Origin of the sequence: Marinomonas sp. CT5 (assembly GCF_018336975.1) — a bacterium.
Taxonomy (GTDB): Bacteria; Pseudomonadota; Gammaproteobacteria; order Pseudomonadales; family Marinomonadaceae; genus Marinomonas.
The window spans coordinates 614,766-635,352 of the sequence record NZ_CP025572.1; the positions used below are offsets into that span (position 1 = coordinate 614,766).

The 20,587-nt window shown below is 42.4% G+C and carries 17 protein-coding genes; 12 read left to right on the top strand and 5 right to left on the bottom strand.

The window, feature by feature from the left end:
- Positions 1-13: 13 nt before the first annotated feature.
- The 11 genes from C0J08_RS02975 (at position 14) to C0J08_RS03025 (ending at position 13,094) form a co-directional block, all read left to right on the top strand.
- Positions 14-1,285 (top strand): NAD(P)/FAD-dependent oxidoreductase, encoded by a 1,272-nt coding sequence (locus tag C0J08_RS02975; RefSeq protein ID WP_212654650.1) that lies wholly within the window; start codon positions 14-16, stop codon positions 1,283-1,285.
- A gap of 188 nt (positions 1,286-1,473) precedes the next feature.
- Entirely contained in the window at positions 1,474-2,385 is a 912-nt protein-coding gene (locus C0J08_RS02980; RefSeq protein ID WP_212654651.1) for a LysR substrate-binding domain-containing protein, read from the top strand.
- A gap of 124 nt (positions 2,386-2,509) precedes the next feature.
- On the top strand, positions 2,510-4,039 hold the full coding sequence (gene gpmI / locus C0J08_RS02985) for a 2,3-bisphosphoglycerate-independent phosphoglycerate mutase (RefSeq protein WP_212654652.1): 1,530 nt from the start codon (positions 2,510-2,512) through the stop codon (positions 4,037-4,039).
- Positions 4,040-4,046: 7 nt separating this feature from the next.
- Positions 4,047-5,186, top strand: coding sequence for a murein hydrolase activator EnvC family protein (locus C0J08_RS02990; RefSeq protein WP_212654653.1), 1,140 nt, complete (start codon positions 4,047-4,049; stop codon positions 5,184-5,186).
- Between the two features lie 55 nt (positions 5,187-5,241).
- Complete coding sequence (locus C0J08_RS02995; RefSeq protein ID WP_212654654.1) at positions 5,242-6,519, top strand: S41 family peptidase; 1,278 nt, start codon at positions 5,242-5,244, stop codon at positions 6,517-6,519.
- An 84-nt stretch (positions 6,520-6,603) separates the two neighbouring features.
- Complete coding sequence (locus tag C0J08_RS03000; RefSeq protein ID WP_212654655.1) at positions 6,604-7,659, top strand: divergent polysaccharide deacetylase family protein; 1,056 nt, start codon at positions 6,604-6,606, stop codon at positions 7,657-7,659.
- A gap of 439 nt (positions 7,660-8,098) precedes the next feature.
- Positions 8,099-9,211 (top strand): branched-chain amino acid ABC transporter substrate-binding protein, encoded by a 1,113-nt coding sequence (locus C0J08_RS03005; RefSeq protein ID WP_212654656.1) that lies wholly within the window; start codon positions 8,099-8,101, stop codon positions 9,209-9,211.
- Positions 9,212-9,319: 108 nt separating this feature from the next.
- Positions 9,320-10,231, top strand: coding sequence for an ABC transporter permease subunit (locus tag C0J08_RS03010; protein ID WP_212654657.1), 912 nt, complete (start codon positions 9,320-9,322; stop codon positions 10,229-10,231).
- Complete coding sequence (gene livM, locus C0J08_RS03015; RefSeq protein WP_212654658.1) at positions 10,232-11,506, top strand: high-affinity branched-chain amino acid ABC transporter permease LivM; 1,275 nt, start codon at positions 10,232-10,234, stop codon at positions 11,504-11,506.
- On the top strand, positions 11,503-12,384 hold the full coding sequence (locus C0J08_RS03020) for an ATP-binding cassette domain-containing protein (RefSeq protein ID WP_212654659.1): 882 nt from the start codon (positions 11,503-11,505) through the stop codon (positions 12,382-12,384). Before livM ends, C0J08_RS03020 begins: the two co-directional genes overlap by 4 nt.
- Complete coding sequence (locus tag C0J08_RS03025; RefSeq protein WP_212654660.1) at positions 12,381-13,094, top strand: ABC transporter ATP-binding protein; 714 nt, start codon at positions 12,381-12,383, stop codon at positions 13,092-13,094. The genes C0J08_RS03020 and C0J08_RS03025 overlap by 4 nt, the downstream gene beginning before the upstream one ends.
- 177 nt (positions 13,095-13,271) lie before the next feature.
- Here C0J08_RS03025 and tsaC read toward each other — a convergent pair whose 3' ends face one another.
- The 5 genes from tsaC to glnA form a co-directional block, all read right to left on the bottom strand.
- Positions 13,272-13,829 carry an L-threonylcarbamoyladenylate synthase type 1 TsaC gene (gene tsaC, locus C0J08_RS03030; RefSeq protein WP_212654661.1) on the bottom strand — a complete coding sequence of 186 codons (558 nt, stop codon included), beginning with the start codon at positions 13,827-13,829 and terminating at the stop codon, positions 13,272-13,274.
- A 148-nt stretch (positions 13,830-13,977) separates the two neighbouring features.
- On the bottom strand, positions 13,978-14,358 hold the full coding sequence (locus C0J08_RS03035) for a DUF3461 family protein (RefSeq protein ID WP_212654662.1): 381 nt from the start codon (positions 14,356-14,358) through the stop codon (positions 13,978-13,980).
- Positions 14,359-14,510: 152 nt separating this feature from the next.
- On the bottom strand, positions 14,511-15,944 hold the full coding sequence (gene ntrC, locus C0J08_RS03040; protein WP_212654663.1) for a nitrogen regulation protein NR(I): 1,434 nt from the start codon (positions 15,942-15,944) through the stop codon (positions 14,511-14,513).
- Positions 15,941-17,026 (bottom strand): nitrogen regulation protein NR(II), encoded by a 1,086-nt coding sequence (gene glnL, locus C0J08_RS03045; RefSeq protein ID WP_212654664.1) that lies wholly within the window; start codon positions 17,024-17,026, stop codon positions 15,941-15,943. The genes ntrC and glnL overlap by 4 nt, the downstream gene beginning before the upstream one ends.
- Before the next feature lie 243 nt (positions 17,027-17,269).
- Positions 17,270-18,676 carry a glutamate--ammonia ligase gene (gene glnA, locus C0J08_RS03050; protein ID WP_212654665.1) on the bottom strand — a complete coding sequence of 469 codons (1,407 nt, stop codon included), beginning with the start codon at positions 18,674-18,676 and terminating at the stop codon, positions 17,270-17,272.
- Between the two features lie 329 nt (positions 18,677-19,005).
- Between glnA and thiI the strand changes: the two genes are divergently transcribed.
- Positions 19,006-20,457 carry a tRNA uracil 4-sulfurtransferase ThiI gene (gene thiI / locus C0J08_RS03055; RefSeq protein WP_212654666.1) on the top strand — a complete coding sequence of 484 codons (1,452 nt, stop codon included), beginning with the start codon at positions 19,006-19,008 and terminating at the stop codon, positions 20,455-20,457.
- Positions 20,458-20,587: the final 130 nt, after the last annotated feature.

A 20,587-nucleotide genomic window follows, 5' to 3' on the forward strand; every position in this document is an offset into this window, starting at 1 on the left:
ATGAGGTCATTTTATGTCTGATAAAGTCTGTGATTCTTTATGGCGTGCGAGCGCCCCTGATGCCCCTGTGTTGACGCCTTTAGAAGGGCGTGTTGATGTCGATGTGGTGATTGTTGGTGCGGGCTTTACTGGTCTTTCTGCAGCACTGCATCTGGCGAAATTTGGTGTTTCTGTGGCTGTGGTTGAAGCCCAGGAAGTGGGATTTGGCGGGTCAGGCCGAAATGTGGGCTTGGCTAATGCTGGGTTGTGGCTTGAGCCTGATGCCCTAGATAAAGCCATCGGTCCTGAGGCTGGAAAAGTATTGTATGAGACGTTGGCGGGAGCGCCGGAATACGTTTATGGTTTAATCAAAGAGTACGACATTCAGTGTGAGCCTGTTCGTAATGGCACTTTGCATGCTGGTGTAGGTAAAACGGGGTTGGCTCAGTTGCAGCGGCGTTATGAGCAAATGAAAAGGCGCGGTGCGCCGGTCCAGCTGCTGGATGCCGCAGAAGCGCAAGCTCGTATTGATTCTAGCAAATTCAACTCGGCGCTCTTTGATCCCCGTGCAGGTACGATTCAACCTTTGGCTTATGCCCGTGGTTTAGCGCAGGCAGCCCTAAAAGAAGGGGCTAAATTATTCGATCACTCGCCTGTTGTGAGTATTCAACCACAGGATAGCGGTTGGTTGCTGAAAACAGCTGGTGGGGAAGTTTGTGCACAAAAGGTGATTATTGCGACTAATGCTTACAGTGAATATGGTGTGAAAGAGCAGGCACGCAAGTTTGTGCCGATTTTTTACAGTCAGCTTGCCAGTAAACCATTAACAGAGGCACAGCTTGCTAAGCTGCTACCCAATAAAGAGGGGGTTTGGGATACTTGTACTGTAATGAGTTCGTTCCGCCTAGATCGACAAGGGCGATTGGTTTTTGGTGGTATGGGAGGAGAAGGTGGCGTTCATTCGAATTGGGCAACTCAGCGAGTGAGCGAATTATTCCCAATGTTAAATAAAGTAGAGTGGGATTACTGCTGGACGGGGCAAATTGCTTACAGTGAAGACCATTTACCTCATTGTCAGCAATTACAACAGGGGTTATATAGTATCGCAGGATATAGTGGTCGCGGTATTGGTCCCGGAACGATTATGGGGAAAGAGTTAGCGGAATGGTTTACGGATCGCCGAGAATCACTGTCTGTGCCAACTACTTTGTTGCGTAATATTCCTATGCGAGAGCTTAAACGTATTTTTTACGAGATCGGTGCGCATACATATCACCTCGGCCAGCAGTCACATGCTTTGGAGTAGAGCGTCTTTTATGCCCTCTGTATTATGCAGGCACTAGAGTTAGTTTGACTGTAAAATACCTTTACGGTGAATAACGGTTATATAAAGACGCATCTTTATGGTGCGTTTTTTATTTTATTGGTTGGGAATCACTATGATATAGGATACAGTTATCCCCATTCCCGTTTCTGCTAATGAGTAACGTCTTCATGCGCCGTTATATCCCATCGTCAACTGCGTTAAAATGTTTTGAAGCCTCGGTAAGGCATCTCAGTTTTACCAAAGCAGCAGAAGAGCTGCATCTTACCCAAAGTGCCGTTAGTCGACAGATTCGTAATCTCGAGGAATTTTTATCACGCGATTTATTTATTAGGCTTAATAAACGCTTGGTGCTAACAGGAACCGGTGCCGCCTATTATAAAGAGGTCGTACCGCTCTTGGATGGCATGGAAAACGCGTGTTTGCGGATGTTGCATCGAGAAGACGAAAAAACCACACTGACTATTTCCGCATTACCCACTTTAGCTTCTTATTGGTTGATGCCGCTTCTTGCGCAATTTCAAACAGAGCATCCTCAGTTTCAAATTAAAGTCCGCTCCTTAGACGATGCGGCGAAGATCGACCCTGAAAGCATTGATATTATCTTACATTATGGTGGTGATCATTGGCCCCGTGCTGTGTCTTACCAATTGATGAAAGAAAGTGTGGTGGCGGTATGTTCCCCAGAATTATTAACCCGCATGAGCGATAAACCATTGGAAGCATGGAAGGTCGAAGAGGTGACTGCTTTCCCTTTTTTGCATTTATCTTCTCGAATTAACGCATGGCCTGATTGGATGGTAGCGCAAGGGCTGGAAAGTGGCTCTTTTGCTGGCGCTTCATTTGCGCATTTTCATATGTTGCTTGAAGCGGCCAAGAGCAGTATGGGGATTGCGATCATGCCTACCATATTGGCTGAACGTAGTCTCCGAAATGGTGAGCTGGTGGCTCCATTTGGCAAAGCCGTTGCCACTCCGCATGAATATCTTCTGTCTTATCCAATCGATAAAGCTGATCTTGAACAGGTGGTAATTTTTCGGGACTGGCTAATGGCAAAGCGAAATGAATTGCTAGCGCCATAGTTGTGGTGACCCCTTCTCTATTACTGAAATTAATAGTCTTAATAGGCAAGCTAGTCTGTAACTAAATTACGAGCCTGTGATAGTATCGAGGCATAATCATGATCAATTTACGGGATAGATTAACATGAACAAAAAAACCACCGCCCTCTTTATCCTTGACGGATGGGGATACAGTGAAACATCAAAATCCAATGCAATTACGGCAGCGAACACTCCCAACTGGGATTCGCTTTGGAATAATCAGCCTCATACGTTAATTAAAACATCGGGTCTTGCTGTGGGTTTGCCTGAAGGTCAAATGGGGAACTCCGAAGTCGGCCATATGAATTTGGGTGCGGGTCGTGTGGTTTATCAAAACTTTACTCGCATTGGCAAAGCCATTGAAGATGGTACATTTTTTGATAACGAAGCGCTTGTTAATGCCGTTGATAAAGCGGTCGCGGCGGGGAAAGCCGTTCATATTTTAGGTTTGTTGTCTGATGGTGGTGTTCACAGTCATCATGAGCAAATTATGGCGATGTGCGAATTGGCAGCAAAACGTGGTGCCAAAGCCGTTTATGTTCATGGTTTTACTGATGGACGTGATACGCCACCTCGCTCGGCTAAAACACCAATCGCAGAATTAGAAGCGAAATTGACCGAATTGGGTGTCGGCAAAATTGCGACCTTAACTGGCCGATACTATGCAATGGACCGTGATAATCGTTGGGATCGTGTGCAAACCGCTTACGATGCCATTGTGCTTGGTAAGGGCGAGCTACAATCAGATACGGCTGAAGAGGCGATCCAAGCTGCTTATGATCGTGATGAAAATGATGAATTTGTGAAAGCCACCATTGTGGGTGAATCAGCACCAGTGCAAGATGGCGATGCGATTATTTTCGCTAACTTCCGTCCTGACCGTGCTCGTCAATTAACTCGTGCCTTTACCGATGACAGCTTTGATGGCTTCACTCGTGCTGTTTACCCTAAATTGGCGTCTTTCGTTACCTTTACTGAGTTTGCCTCTGACATCAAGGCCGATGTGGCGTTTCCTCCCGTTGCTTTGACAAATACCTTAGGTGAAGTGCTAGCGAATAATGGTAAGAAACAACTACGTATTGCTGAAACCGAAAAATACGCCCACGTGACCTTTTTCTTTAATGGTGGCGAAGAAGCCTTGTTTGATGGGGAAGAACGTGAGCTCATTCCATCACCCAATGTGGCAACCTATGACCTGAAACCAGAAATGAGTGCGCCAGAAGTCACAGATAAATTAGTCGAAGTGATCGAAGCGGGTAAATACGACACCATCATTTGTAATTTTGCTAATGGTGACATGGTCGGCCACAGCGGTGTTTTTGATGCTGCCGTTAAAGCGGTAGAAGCCGTTGATGCGTGCCTTGGTCGAATCATTGAGGCGCTTAAAGTGAATGGTGGGCAATGCTTGATTACCGCTGACCATGGCAACGTTGAGCAAATGTTGAGTGAAGATGGCTCACAACCTTTAACATCTCATACGAACGGCCCTGTACCTTTAATTTTGTTTTCAGCCACTAAAGGACTAAGTTTAAAAGAAGGTTCTTTATGTGATTTAGCACCGACTTTGCTAGATATGATGGATATGGAAAAACCTTCTGAAATGACAGGTGTGAGCTTGCTCACACGTGCCTGAGGCGAGAATGATTGTATTATTTCGTTGTCTTTTTTTGAGTTTACTCCTGCTGCCCAGTGTGAGCTGGTCGGCAGGTGAGCCACAAACACCTGAAGAAGCTAAGCAACAAATTGAAGCGTTACAGAAGGATCTTAAAAAGCTAAATACTTGGCTTAAAGATCTTAAGTCTGAACGTTCTGATGTTGAGAAGCAGTTGGAAGTGAAAGAAAAAGATATTCAGGAATTATACAAGGAAATAGAAAGCCTTCAGGAGAGTTTAAAAAAAGGCGATAAGCAACTGGGAGAGCTAAGAGTCCAGCAGCAGTCCTTGCAACTCAGTATTCAGCAACAGAATAAACAAATAGCCGCCCAATTAAGGGCGGTTTATCGTTCTGGTAATGAAGAAAGTATTAAGTTGTTATTGAATGGTGACAGTTCAGAAGACGCCCAACGTTTGGTGCAATACAACCGTTACTTTTCTAATGCACGACAATCTTTGATTAATGGCTTCGTCAATGAAGTGAATGATTTAAGCTTGGTCGAGAAAAGTATTCGCAGTCATCGTGCTCAACAAGCGAAAGAAGAAGCTTCATTAAAGGCTGAGCGAAGCCGTTTAGCCCAGCAACAGAAGAGTCGTCGCGAGTTATTAGCTAAATTAGACAAAGACTTAGCGAAAGGGGATAAGCGCGCCAAACAGTTGGTTGAGGATCAGAAAAACCTACAAAATATGTTGCAACGTCTTGAGGAGGCTTTAGCTGATATTCAAATCCCCGATCAAGATGTGCCTTTTTCATCGCAACGAGGCAAATTAGTTCGACCTTTAAGAAAACTGTCTAAGTTATCCTCTAATGGCAGTATTAACTTAGGTGGCGTGACATTAAGAGCAAAAGAGGGCGAACCTGTCCACGCGATTTTTTCAGGCCGTGTGGTGTTTTCTGATTGGATGCGCGGATTTGGTTTTTTACTTATTTTAGACCATGGTGATGGTTACATGTCATTATACGGCTACAACCAAAGCTTGCTAAAAGAAGTCGGAGAATGGGTTGGTGCGAATGACACCATTGCTATGGCTGGTAGCTCTGGTGGTCGTCCTGATTCAGCTTTGTTTTTTGCTATACGTCATAATGGCAAACCATTAAAACCTCTTTCGTGGGTTAATGCGGGTTAATGTCTATTTAATGCATTATTAGCGAGTAGCGACGAAAGAAGTGATAGGAATAAATATGATTAATACCCTGCGTCAACGAATTCCATTTTTTATCCTCGTGTTATTGGTATCATGGGTGTTTTCTGTCAATGCTCAGGAAAAGTCCAATCTGCCTACCTCTGAAATTCAATCTTTTGTTGAAACCTTTGAAACCATTCGTGAAGGTTATGTGGAGGTGATGTCTGACCAAGATATTCTTAATAAAGCACTAAAAGGTATGGTTTCAGGCCTTGACCCTCATTCTGAATATTTTACTAAGGAAGAATTGGTTGATTTTAACGAGTTGACGTCAGGCAACTATGCTGGCATCGGTGTTGAAGTCGAGATGAAGGATAAACGTTTAACAATCGTAACGCCTATCGATGGATCTGCGGCTGCAGACGCTGGGATTTTACCTGGTGATGTAATAATCAAAATTGATAATACTTTAATAACCGATTTAAGTATGAAAGATATTGTGACGCTAATGCGTGGTGATATCGGTTCAACGGTCTCGTTGGATATCGAACGAGATGGTGAGCTTAAACATTACAAATTGACTCGACGTTTGGTTGAAGATGCCAGTGTTACGGCAAAATGGTTAGGTAATGGCATTGCCTACTTTCGAATTAGTCAGTTTCAAGGAGACAGTGCTGATGAATTTTACCAAGCCATTCGTAAATTAAAGGAAGCCTCTGATATTAAAGGTGTGGTATTGGATTTGCGTAATAACCCAGGCGGCGTGTTGCAAAGTGCGGTGGGAGTTGTGGATGCTTTTGTTGATAAGGGGCTGATTGTTTATACCGATGGTCGACATGAGTTGTCTAAGAGTCAAATGGAAGCGACAAAAAGTAATACTCAGTTTGCTAATGTGCCAGTTGTTGTTTTGGTAAATGAAGGTTCGGCTTCTGCGTCAGAGATTGTTGCCGGAGCCTTGCAGGATCATAAGCGAGCGGTAATTTTAGGAACCGAAACTTTTGGCAAAGGCTCTGTTCAAACAGTGGTTCCTTTATCTAATGGCGATGCTGTGAAGTTGACAACAGCTTTGTACTACACGCCAAATGGTCGTTCTATTCAAGCACAGGGAATTACTCCTGATTTGGTGGTTCCTCAAGCGGTTTTATCTTTTGATAAAGACCCATTTATTGTAAAAGAAGCGGAACTAAAGGGGCATTTAGGCAATGGCACGGGCGGTAAAGAGCGAACCAGTGCTGATGTTAACTCGGATATTGGAGAGTTAGCCAAAACGGACTTTCAACTATTTCAAGCGGTCACTATTTTAAAAACTTTACCAAAGTTAATGCAAAATCAGTGATGGTATTTTTACGTATTTATTTTTTTGGTCAATGTTCGTTTGTTTAATTTAAAGAAAGCTTTTCTCGTTATATTGGTTTCATTCATGTTTTCTGGGGGGGTGGGGGCCACAGGAAGTCGTCTGGATGATGAATACATATCCTTGAAGAGTTCTGATATTGATGAGGCTCAGAACTTGCTGGATGAAAGCTATTTTTCTGTATCTGAGGTATTACCTGAGCATCTTGGTCCTGTATTAGTTAACCCAAAAAATGATGTTTCGCAGTCAGGTGAGCGTATTCAAGCGCCTTATAACTCTCCTTTATTTGAACGAGTTAAGCCATGGGAACCTTCGATTGCGCCATTTTTAGAGGTTCCTATTGGTTCTGATTCACTTAATGATGTCCTTCAAAAACAACATCAAGCTATTGAGAAAGATAAACTTCCAGCGAAGCGATTGGCTGTTGATGTGCATCCTAAGATGCCTAGGATTGCGATTTTGATCGATGATTTAGGTTATAACCGCCATGGTATGGAGTCTTCACTTTTGCTGCCTAAAGAAGTTGCTTTGGCTATATTACCAAGCACACCTTTTGCTATACAAACAGCAAAAGCGGCGCAAAAGCAAAAGCGTATAACGCTGTTACACGCACCCATGGAAAATCAGCGGGAGCTTAAATTGGGTCCTGGTGGTTTGTATGCAAGAATGACGGAGCATGAGTTAAAAGCAACTTTGAATAAGGATTTAGATGGGCTGCCTGGCATACAAGGTGTGAATAATCATATGGGAAGTTTGCTGACAACCAGAGCCGATTCAATGAAATGGGTTATGGAAACTTTGAAGGATCGTTCATTATTTTTTATCGATAGCCTGACTAGCCCAAAGAGTGTGGCGAAGAAAACTGCACAAGATTTTGGTCTAGATACTGTTAGTCGCGATGTATTTTTAGATAATATTCGCACGGAAAAGGCGATAGATAGACAATTTTCTCGATTATTAAAGTTAGCAAGGCTGCATGGAAGTGCCTTGGCTATTGGTCATCCTTATCCAGAAACCATGGCTTATCTTAAAAAGCGTCTTCAGCGACTTACACCGGATGGTGTTGAGCTTGTTCCCTTATCCGACGTATTGATTGCTTCTCCATATAAATCCTCGAATTAAAGAAAAGCCGAGTTTTTTGATAAAAAAAGCGATTTTTATGTAATTTTTAATTTCTTTTTTGTATTAAATTTATACTTAAGTCTAATTGATTTGGCTGTTTCCCACCTTTATTTTTTAGTTTTAGCTTTTTATGCCTCTTCTTAGAGCACTACTTATTCTCATTTAGTTCATAAGACTAGAAAAAGTGATTTTTTCAGGGCTTTGTTTTGTGAAAAAACATTAGTTTAGAGTTTTATTTTGCCTATTTTCGATATTTGTGCGCACTACTATTGACCAAAGTTTATACTCCTATTAATGTGTAGTATCACTTCGGTGCACAATTTTTGGATATTTGTAGTGAAAGTTTCATATTTTCTACCTTTTGTTGGGTTGAATTGTTGGAACGCTTCTTGCTTTTGAATAATAACGATAAAACACAAAACGAGTAGAGGCTTTTCTTATGTCAAATGCGGTTGTTAGAAAAACATTAATTTCTCTTGCTGTGGCAGGTGTTACAACACTAGCTCAAGCAGATGTGGTCATAGGTGTTGCTGGTCCTCATACAGGTGCTTATGCAGCATTTGGTGAGCAGCTGTGGAAGGGAGCTGAAAAGGCTGCGGCAGATATTAATGATAAAGGTGGTATTGACGGCGAAATGATTAAGTTAGTCAAAGCGGATGATGCTTGTGAGCCAAAACAAGCTGTATCCGTTGCTAACCGCCTAGTAGATTCTGATGGCGCTGTCGCTGTCGTTGGTCATTTCTGTTCATCATCTTCCATTCCTGCTTCAAGAATTTACGAAGAGGCTGGGGTTCTTATGATCACTCCAGCATCAACAAACCCAACATTAACTGATCAAGGATTACCGAACGTTTTCCGTGTGTGTGGCCGTGATGACCAGCAGGGTGATGTAGCTGCAAGCTATATTGTGGATCAGCTACATGCTAAACGAGTTGCTGTTATTCACGATAAAGACACTTATGGTAAAGGTCTTGCCGATGCAATGAAGTCGACGCTTAATGCTTATGGCGTTAAAGAAGTGATGTACGAAGGTTTGACTCGTGGCGAAAAAGATTTTAATGCCTTGATTACTAAAATTCGTTCAGTAGACGCCGATGTCGTGTATTTTGGTGGTCTTCATTCTGAAGCTGGTCCACTAGTTCGTCAGTTGCGCGAACAAGGTTCAAAAGCAATTTTCATTTCTGGTGACGGTATTGTGTCAGATGAGTTTGTTTCGGTTGCTGGTTCTCCTAAATATGTGGACGGTGTACTAATGACATTTGGTGCGCCACCAACATCTTACCCATCAGGCAAAAAAGTTATTCAAGAGTTCCGTGATAGTGGTTATGAGCCAGAAGGTTATACCTTGTACTCTTATACTGCTATGCAGGTTGCTGCTGCAGCTTTAGCGAACAACAATTTGGATCCGATTAAAGGCGCTGAATGGTTGAAGTCACATTCTGTAAATACCGTTATGGGTAAGAAAGACTTTGATGAAAAGGGTGATTTAACGGTTTCCGACTACGTTATGTATGAGTGGGATGCTCAAGGTAAATATCACACTGTAGACTAATTCTATTTGGTCTTACATTTCAGTTATAACCGACCCATGTCTACCAGCTAAGGATTGTGCTGGTAGGCATGCTCTCTATTATTAAAAAAATTCCCACGAGGTCTTACGATGGATATCGTTCTCCAGCAACTGGTAAACGGTCTTACCCTTGGTTCCGTGTACGGACTCATTGCGATCGGTTACACCATGGTGTATGGCATTATCGGTATGATTAACTTCGCCCATGGCGATGTTTACATGGTGTCTGCTTATATCACCGCTATTGCACTTGCCCTTTTAACATTCTTCGGTATCGAATCTTTTCCAATCATTATTGTCGGCACGTTATTTCTGACGGTTGCTGTTACTGGCGCTTATGGGTGGGTGATTGAACGTATTGCTTATCGCCCACTACGAAGCTCTAGTCGTTTATCTGTATTGATTTCTGCGATTGGTATGTCGCTCATTTTGCAGAACTATGTTCAGCTCAGTCAGGGCGCTAATCAACAAGGTGTGCCAACGCTTTTAACGGGGGCATTTCGTTTTCACATAGGTGATGGTTTTGTGCAAATCACTTATATGAAATTGTTAATTTTATTTATTTCTATTTTGGGGATGGCTGTACTTACATACGTAATCCAAAAAACAAAATTGGGGCGCATGTGTCGAGCGACTCAACAAGATCGTAAGATGGCATCGATTTTAGGAATAGACACAGATAAAGTCATTTCAACGGTTTTTGTTATTGGTGCGGTTATGGCTGCGTTAGCCGGTGTGCTTGTGACATTGGATTATGGCGCATTTGATTTTTATGTCGGCTTCATTATTGGTATCAAAGCCTTTACTGCTGCTGTGTTGGGTGGGATTGGATCTTTACCTGGTGCTATGTTGGGAGGTCTTATTTTAGGGTTATCTGAGGCTTTATTTGCTGGGTTGATTAGCTCTGATTATAAGGATGTGTTCTCGTTCTCTTTGTTAGTACTCATTTTGATTGTTCGCCCAAGTGGCCTTCTCGGCAAACCTGAAGTGGAGAAAGTATAAATGAGCCAAGCTATCGGAATAAATTTTAAGAAAAGTAGTATTGATGCCTTAATTGCTGGCTTTATGGCACTGGTTTTATTCGGTCCGATTGTTGGTATCGTGTTGGATGGTTACGGCTTTAATACGGAATTTGGTCGAGTTGCTTGGCTGGTTGCCGCTGTTGCTGTTGGGCGTTTTATTATGTCCTGTTTTTTGCAAACCGAAAAAGGTATTGCACTGGTTTACCGTTATGCCAACAACGATGAAGGTGTAGAAGTTCTTCCTCCTGGACATAAATCAAAATTGGTATGGGTTATTCCATTGGTGATTGCGATTGGTCTATTAGTACCATTTATTGCTTCAAAATATGTCCTTACGGTTATTATCCTAGGTTTAATTTATGTCTTACTGGGCCTTGGGCTAAATGTTGTTGTTGGGCTGGCTGGGCTGCTGGATTTAGGTTTTGTTGGTTTCTATGCTATTGGCGCTTATGGTCTGGCGTTGGGATATGAAAACTTAGGCTTAGGCTTTTGGTCAATGTTGCCAATTGCTGCGATTATGGCGGCGGTTGCAGGGGCTATATTGGGTTTCCCGGTATTGCGTATGCATGGCGACTATTTGGCGATTGTTACACTGGGTTTTGGGGAAATTATTCGTCTTATTTTGACTAATTGGGCGTCGTTTACTCATGGACCAAACGGAGTTTCAGCGCCTTTACCAACCTTCTTTGGATTAGAGTTTAAGCGTAGATCGAGAGATGGCGAAACCTTCCATGAGTTCTTTAATATTCCTTATGATTCAGCTTATAAGTATATATTTATATATTTGGTTCTATTTGCTGTGGTATGGGCGGTGCTCTTCATTAAGCATCGTTTGGTTAAAATGCCTATTGGCCGTGCTTGGGAAGCGCTTCGTGAAGATGAGATTGCTTGTCGTTCGCTAGGCTTAAATCATGTGTTAGTGAAATTGTCTGCCTTTATGTTGGGGGCATCTACTGGTGGTTTAGCTGGTGTGTTCTTTGCGACTTACCAAGGTTTCGTAAACCCATCCTCTTTTACCTTCTTCGAGTCGGCTTTGATTTTAGCTATCGTGGTACTTGGTGGTATGGGGTCAACACTAGGTGTTGTTATCGCTGCATTTTGTTTAACCGTATTGCCAGAAATGTTAAGGGAGTTTGCAGAATATCGTGTCTTAATGTTTGGTATTTTGATGGTTGTTATGATGATTTGGAAACCTCGGGGTATTGTTCGTGTGACTCGAACTGGCTTTGCTACGAGAAAAGGGGTGGTTAAATGAACCAAGAAAATATTTTAGCGGTTGAAAACTTGGTGATGCACTTTGGTGGTATTAAGGCCTTAAATGATGTGACTTTTAATATTAAGCGCGGCTCGGTATCAGCTTTGATTGGACCGAATGGTGCTGGTAAAACGACGGTATTTAACTGCCTTACTGGTTTTTATAAAGCGACAGGAGGCAAGATTATGTTGTCTGCTTCTGAAAAAGAAACCAGTATTATTAAAGTGTTGGGTGAACCATTCCAAGCATCTGACTTCTTTTCTCCAACGGCCTTTTTTGCTCGCCTGAAATATAAAATGTTTGGCGGCTCACATCTTGTAAATCGTGCTGGATTGTCTCGTACTTTTCAGAATATTCGATTGTTTAAAGAGATGTCAGTGGTAGAGAATCTTTTAGTTGCTCAGCATATGAGAGTTAATCGTAATTTGTTAGCGGGTATATTAAATACCAAGGCTTATAGAAAAGCGGAAGAGGAAGCGCTAGAGCGTGTTTTTTATTGGCTGGGTGTTGTGGATTTGGTGGATTCAGCCAATCGCTTGGCGGGTGAACTTTCTTATGGTCAACAACGTCGATTGGAAATAGCGCGTGCTATGTGTACGAACCCAGAAATCGTTTGCCTAGATGAGCCCGCAGCAGGCTTGAATCCATCCGAAACGGAAGCCTTGACTAAGATGATTCGAGTATTGCGTGATGAGCATAATACGACGGTTCTATTGATTGAGCACGATATGGGGATGGTTATGGATATTTCCGATTATATCGTTGTTTTAGACCACGGCGAGGTGATCGCCAAAGGTGGCCCTGATGATATTAAGAATAATCCAAAGGTTATTGCAGCTTACCTTGGTGCCGAAGAAGGTGAGGAGGTAACGCTATGACTACACTGATGGAATTCAAAGATGTTGATGTTCATTACGGTCCAATTCAAGCCCTTAAAAAAGTTTCGTTGACTGTTGATGAAGGTGAAATTGTTACTTTGATTGGGGCAAATGGGGCAGGTAAATCGACCTTGTTAATGTCTATTTTTGGTCAGCCTCGTATTTCTTCGGGTGAAATTATTTACCGTGGCGAGGATATTTCCAAAAAATCTGCTCACTATGTTGCATCGCATGGCTTAGCACAATCACCAGAAGGGCGGCGAATATTTCCGAGCATGTCTGTCGAAGAAAATTTGCTGATGGGGACGATTCCTATCGGTATGGATCATGCTGAAGAAGATATGCAGCATATGTTCGAATTATTTCCGCGACTTTTAGAGCGCCGTAATCAACGCGCTTCAACCATGTCTGGTGGTGAGCAGCAAATGCTGGCTATTGCACGAGCTTTAATGAGTCGCCCTAAATTGCTTTTGTTGGATGAACCTAGCCTTGGTTTGGCGCCTATTATTGTTAAGCAAATCTTTCAGATATTGCAAGATGTAGCCAGTACAGGAATGACGATCTTTTTAGTTGAGCAGAATGCGAATCATGCATTGAAACTGGCCAATCGTGGTTATGTAATGGTGAATGGTGAGATTCGTATGACGGGAACCGGTGAAGAATTATTGGTTAACCCTGAAGTGCGTGAAGCCTACTTAGGTGGTCATTAAAAAGGCAATTTAAAACAGTCATTGATAATGGCTTGGCTAAAGTAAAGCGACGTTTCATTTATACATAGAATGAAACGTCGCTTTTTATTTTATTGTGGATAAAAGAGTGGCTTTTACACAAGGAGATCTAAAAGAGTCGTATTTCATGCCACATATTTATGGCAGTTGAGTTGGGTCTCAAGCTCTAAATAACGTATCAGTCAAAATGTCACGCACTTGGGAAGGCTGTGAGGCTGTGCCTAGGGGAGCATCATATATTGCGTCAATCTTCTCTCCAAAATACGCGTTTACCTCTTCTGCACTGGTAGCAGGCTCTAGCCCTGCGGGATTTGCAGAAGTAGAAACTACCACCCCTTGAAAGGCAGCACACAAACGCTTCACTGGCTCATGTTGAGATAAGCGTATGGCAACGCTTTGGTGCTCGCCTTTTACCCAGCTTGGAGTGATTGTCGTGTCGGGAACAACCCAAGACGTTGGGATTGTATTCATGCTAACTAATCGTTCGCCACTTTTAGAATCTAAGATGTTTAACCATGGCGTAAGGTGCTCTTTTTCGCCTGTAATCAAGATTAGACCTTTTGATTCTGGTCGAGATTTTATAGCTAAAATACGTCTTACCGCAGATTCGTTAAAAGGATCACAACCCAGCCCCCAAACAGCTTCAGTTGGATAAGCAATAACGCCACCATTACGGATGATGTTTGCAAGCTCTATTTCAGAGGTAATAAGGTGCATAAAAGTAAAGACTCGAGAGAAGCGTGGAAGATATATAGGGGGGAAATTGTAGCGAGATTTTTAAATTTGGGCTAGCTGGGAGTTTTCTATAGCGTGTCGAAAAGTACTCTTTCGAAGTATGGAAAAACTCCCGCTTGGCTATTAGAGACTATTGCATAGCGTCGATTTTTTCTTTGAGTTCACCGATTTTACTGTTTACGACTTTTTCTAGGTGCTCAAGCTCTTTGATTAAATCTTCTTTAGATACTTGCTGTGCCTGTTGTTTGCCAACGATTTGTTCAAGCTCTTCCATTGCACGTAAAACAATTAAAGAAGGTTCTTGGACTTGGCGATAGGTTTGCTGACCACCGTCTGCTAGTACGGTTTTAGTCGATCGACCAAATTTAAATTTCTTGCTTTTAGGAAGTAGAGAACCTTTTTCACGACGGTAATAAATTTTAAGAACGTCGTGACCGCCTTCGTAGCGTAATGTAAATTTTTCTATGTCCTGTATGCTTGTGATACCCATGGACTGAAGTGTTGGATACATAACTTTTTCCCGTTGATTATTAAACAAATAACTGTCTTTAATTAGTAGGGGATTGTGCCAGTAAAAGCAAGTCCAAAATAGTAGAAAGCTGAGATAATGCAGGCAAATTGCATTTAACTTTGCCTGCATTTATTTTTCAGTGAAAAGGAGTTTTAATCTTCATCTTGTTCGGCATGATCAATGTTTAGCTCTTTTATCTTGCGCGTTAAGGTGTTTCTTCCCCAGCCCAATAATAAAGATGCATCTCGGCGGCGCCCACCAGTATGAGCCAGTGCCGTTTCAATCATGATGCGTTCAAACTTTGGAACAGCTTGATCAAGAATGCCTTTTTGGCCTGTAGCGAGTGTGCTATCAACCCAATTTCTTAAGGCATCTTCCCAAGAAGAAAACGGTTGTTCATTGGGAATAGCGGTTAACAGTTCTGGTGGTAAATCTTCCACCAAGACTTCTCGTCCTGATGCCATAACAATTAACCAACGACAGGTATTTTCTAACTGTCGAACGTTACCCGGCCAATCAAGTTGAGTCAGGTAGTTTTCGGTTTCTTTTGTCAGTTGTTTTGGCTCAACGGCTAATTCTTCGGCGGCGCGACTTAAAAAGTGACGAGCCAACTTGGGGATATCTTCACGACGTTCTGCCAGCTTAGGTAAATGGATGCGGATAACATTCAGGCGATGAAATAGATCTTCACGGAACGACCCTTTTTCTACTAAATTCTCTAGATTTTGGTGGGTAGCCGCAATAATTCGCACATCTACTTTGACAGGTGTATGACCGCCAACGCGATAAAACTCTCCATCGGCTAAAACACGCAATAGTCGAGTCTGGGTTTCGGCTGGCATGTCACCAATTTCATCTAAGAAAAGTGTACCGCCATTGGCTTGCTCAAAGCGACCGCGACGTTGTGTATTGGCTCCAGTAAAGGCGCCTTTTTCATGGCCGAATAGCTCAGACTCAATTAAGTCATGCGGAATGGCTGCCATATTCAAGGCAATAAAAGGATTAGCGGCTCTTGGGCTGTGAGTGTGCAATGCTTGTGCTACCAACTCTTTACCAGTGCCGGATTCGCCATTAATTAAAACAGTAATATTTGAGTTGGCCAGGCGACCAATAGCACGGAATACTTCCTGCATTGCAGGTGCTTCGCCAATGATTTCTTTATCAACTTGTTGTTCTTGTTCGGCCTCCATGTCATCAGTACTAGGTCTGGCATTGCGGTGGTGGAGCATAGCGCGCTTAACCAAGCTGACGGCTTCTTCTACATCGAAGGGCTTTGGTAGGTATTCAAATGCACCGCCTTGGTATGAAGCAACAGCACTTTCTAGGTCTGAGTGTGCTGTCATAATAATTACGGGTAGATAAGGATGGTCCTTTTGGAGTTTTTGAAGTAAGGCCAATCCGTCCATGCCTGGCATACGAATATCGCTAATAATAGCGCTAGGTTGTTCTTTATCAATAAGATTGACGAGGTTCTCTGCAGAATCAAACAAACGACATTGGATACCTTCTTGTTCTAATGTCTTCTCTAGAACCCAGCGAATAGAGCGATCGTCGTCAACAATCCATACGGTTTCTTCTGCTGTCATGAGTGTTTCTCCTGTTCTTGGACTGTCGTCTCAATGGGAATTAATATATTGAATTCGGTTTTTTTCGGATAACTGTTGCATTCAACAATCCCGTGGTGCTGATGAATGATGGATTGAGCGATAGAAAGTCCTAGGCCTGTACCATCAGATCGACCGCTGACCATAGGGTAAAATAAGGTTTTTAGAATGGCTTCTGGAATACCAGGACCATTATCAATAATGCTTATTTTGCATACTAGCCGATGGCGTTTAGAGCCTATGGTAAATTGTCGTAACGCTCTCGTTACCATATGAATGGCTTTATGATGATTGTCTTCATCTTCTATCAAGGCTTGCATGGCATTTCTTGTAATGTTCAATAAAGCCTGTATTAACTGTGATTCGTCACCAATCAAGTCAGGAATACTGGGGTCATAGTCACGAATTATTTCAATTTGATTATCGGCTTCGACTGAAATGAGTTGTCTTACCCGTTCAATTACCTTGTGGATATTGAGCGTTTTGTTTTTAGGTAGTTGTCTTGGTCCCAACAATCGATCAACGAGGTCGCGTAGTCGATCAGATTCTTCGATGATGACTTGCGTATAGTCGTTGAGAGCTTCGTCGGTAAAAGCACGGCTAATTAACTGCGCCGCGCCGCGTATTCCACCTAATGGATTTTTGATTTCATGGGCCAGGCCTCGAACCAGTTCTTTACTCGTTTCGTGATTAGCTATCAGTTCATCTTCTTGTGAAATTCGTTTCATTCTGTCGCGTGGGTAAAGTTCGATAATGAGACTTTCTGTCTCATTAGACGTACCCATGATAGGTGTGACAGTGTAATCACAAAAAAGCTTTTTGTTGTTGCTACATTCGATTTCCGCCTCTCGTTTAGTAAACGGATGGCCAGATTCAATCGCTGTAAGTAAAGCTTGGATGCTTTTTTCGTTTTCACGGAAGGCGGCGCTAATATCATTGCCATAGATACGACGTCGGCTTACCGCAAGCAGCATTTCGGCAGCAGGATTTAAATATTCGATCTCAAGCTTGTTGTTTAATTGCACAACAGCAGTAGATAAATGGTCGATTAATAAGCTATACACAGACAGTGCCTCTCTATTGCTCCTGCTTTGATTGTTTCCCCTGAATAATAGTTGCAAAAAGCGAACCAACATTGGGCAGCTCGAAATGGCGTATTTATTAAGGTCTTTGTATTCACTATAAAAAGTGGATTGCACAATTATAGTGCATTGAAATTATGATGTTCATTTTTGTGCAAATAAAGCGATAAAAAAAGCCCCGAACTAGGTTCGAGGCTTTCGTATTTTACTTAGCAATTTGGATTCTTAAACGCTGTAGTAAAGTTCGAACTCAAGAGGATGAGTTGTCATAGATATACGTTGAGCTTCGCCAGACTTAAGGTCGATGTAAGCATCAATCATGTCATCAGAGAATACGCCACCTTGAGTCAAGAATGCACGGTCTTCATCTAGAGACTTAAGCGCTTCTTCTAGGCTGCTAGCAACTTGTGGAATAGCCAACGCTTCTTCCGCTGGTAGGTCGTACAAGTCTTTATCTGCTGCATCGCCAGGGTGAATCTTGTTTTTGATTCCGTCGATACCGGCCATTAGCATTGCTGCAAATGCTAGGTATGGGTTAGCGGTTGGATCAGGGAAACGAGCTTCAATACGTTTGCCTTTAGGGCTTGCAACGTATGGGATACGGATAGAAGCTGAGCGGTTACGTGCAGAGTATGCAAGCATAACTGGCGCTTCGAAGCCAGGAACAAGACGCTTGTAAGAGTTTGTTGAAGCGTTAGTGAAAGCGTTCAATGCTTTAGCGTGCTTGATGATACCGCCGATGTAGTAAAGAGCCGTTTCAGATAGACCAGCATATTGGTCACCTGCGAATTGGTTAACGCCATCTTTCCAGAAAGATTGGTGAACGTGCATACCTGAACCATTATCGCCAACAATTGGCTTAGGCATGAAAGTCGCCGTTTTACCGTATGCATGAGCAACATTGTGTACGCAGTACTTAAGGATTTGAACTTCGTCTGCTTTTTTAACCATTGTGTTGAACTTAACACCAATTTCGTTTTGACCTGCCGTCGCAACTTCGTGGTGATGAACTTCAACAACCAGGCCCATAGTTTCCATTGCGCCACACATTGCAGCACGAAGGTCATGGTGAGAATCAACTGGTGGTACTGGGAAGTAGCCGCCTTTAACGAAAGGACGGTGGCCCATGTTACCGCCTTCAAATTTTTTGTTTGAAGACCAAGCCGCTTCTTCAGAGTTGATTTCAACAGAGCTGCCAGACATGTCTGTTTTCCATTTTACGTCATCAAAGATGAAGAATTCTGGCTCTGGACCAAAGAAAGCTGTGTCACCAAGGCCAGTAGATTTTAGGAATTCTTCAGCACGAAGGGCAACAGAACGTGGGTCACGGTCATAGCCTTGCATAGTAGAAGGCTCGATGATGTTACAACGAACAATAACCGTTGGTTCTTCAGTGAAAGGGTCAATGATTGCAGTGTCATCCTGCGGCATCATGATCATGTCAGATTCGTTAATGCCCTTCCAGCCAGCGATGGAAGAGCCATCAAACATCTGACCGTTTTCAAAAAACTCTTCATCTACCGTAATAGCTGGAATAGATACGTGTTGTTCTTTACCTTTAAAGTCGGTAAAGCGAAGGTCAACCCACTTCGCGTCATGCTCAGCAATCAAGGCAAGGGTCTTGTTTGACATAGTTGTTCTCCAGTCGTAGTGAAAGCGAAATTACTTTTCGGTTATAGAGTGCTTTAATCCAAAGCGCCATTTGCCAAATACAAAGCATAACTTGTGCCAGAATTTTGTGCGACAATAAAAAGTCTTTAAAAGCAATAGGATAGAATTATTTGGCTAAAAAACGCACTGAATAAAAGCTAAAACATCCTATCTATAAAACAATATTGCACATAAATAGTGCAATAAATGGCGTATGTGTTTTGTTTTGGTGCGAATTTAGTGTTTTCGCATCGATTGTCTTTTCTTTATACTATGCGCCTTTAAAATATCCGGTATAAATTGCGCCCCCTATGAAATTCATTGTTAAATTTTTTGCAGAAATCACCATTAAAAGTCGTCCTGTTCGGAAAGCTTTTATTAAGCAGCTTCGACATAATGTTAAATTGGTTCTTAAAAAGTATGATGCGGATGTTGTCGTATCTGGTAACTGGGATTTCATTGAAGTTTTTTCTGATAAAGATGAGTTGCGTGAAGAGTTTACTGAGGCGCTATCGAATATGGCTGGTATCGCGCATTTTCAATTCGTACGTGAATTTCCGTTTGTGGATCTCGATAACATTGTTGAAGAGGCCATTGTTTCTTATGGTGATGTTTTAAAAGACGCTGTGTTCGCTGTCAGGGTGAAGCGAGTCGGTGATCATGACTTTACTTCCGTTGACGCCGAACGTCATATCGGTGGTCGTTTAAAAGCCCGCTGTGGCGCTTTAGCTGTTCGCTTGAAAAATCCTGAGGTATTAGTTCCGATTGATATTAGAGATAATCGAGTGTGGATGATTGAGCAGCGTATAGAGGGGCTAGGTGGCTATCCAATTGGTTCACAAGACTCAGTGTTGTCTTTGATGTCTGGTGGCTACGACTCTACCGTCAGTTCTTTTTTGACGATGAGCCGTGGATTAAAAACACACTTTTGTTTTTTTAACCTTGGTGGCGATGCTCATGAAATTGGCGTCAAGCAAGTTTCGAATTTTCTTTGGGAAAAATACGGCTCTCAAATCAATGTGAAATTCATTACTGTGCCTTTTGAGGCTGTGGTGGGGGAGATTTTAACCAAAGTCGATAATGCTGAGATGGGCGTCATTTTAAAACGCATGATGTTACGTGCGGCTTCTCAAGTAATGTCTGAAGTTGGCGCTAAAGCTTTAGTTACTGGCGAAAGTGTGGCGCAGGTTTCTAGTCAAACCTTGATGAATTTGAAAGTTATTGATCAAGTGACAGAAGAGCTTGTGCTTCGCCCTCTGATTACCACGAATAAACAAGTCATTATAGATAAGGCAATTGAAATTGGTACGGCGCCTTTCGCGGCCAGTATGCCTGAGTTCTGTGGTGTTATTTCTGTTAAACCGACAACACGAGCCAAAATGCATCGTGTCGAAAAGCAAGAGTCTAACTTTGACTTTGCTGTATTAGATAAAGCCATAGAAAGTGCTCAAGTTATGTCTATTCAAAATGTCATGGACGATGTAGCGAAACAGTATCAAGGAGAAGTGCCCGTTGTGCGTATGCCTGTTGGCGATGAAGTCATTATCGATATTCGCCACCCAGACGAGGCAAGTCATCGCCCGTTAAAGGTGAGTGGTCGTCCAGTCAAAGTGATTCCTTTTTTTGCACTCGATACTAATTGGTCTGAGTTAGACCCTAATACGACTCATCTACTTTATTGTGGTAAAGGGGTAATGAGTCGCATGCATGCTTCTTACCTACTAGGGAAAGGGTATAGCAATGTAGGAGTTTATTTACCTTAACGAAGACAATAGGGCAGTAGCATTTTTGTAGTATTGAAGTGCTACTGTCTTTATTTAAGTCGCTTTATGGCCTTGTTTGACATATTTTTGTGGACTTTTTTCTCCACTTTAATGGGATATTGATCAATAT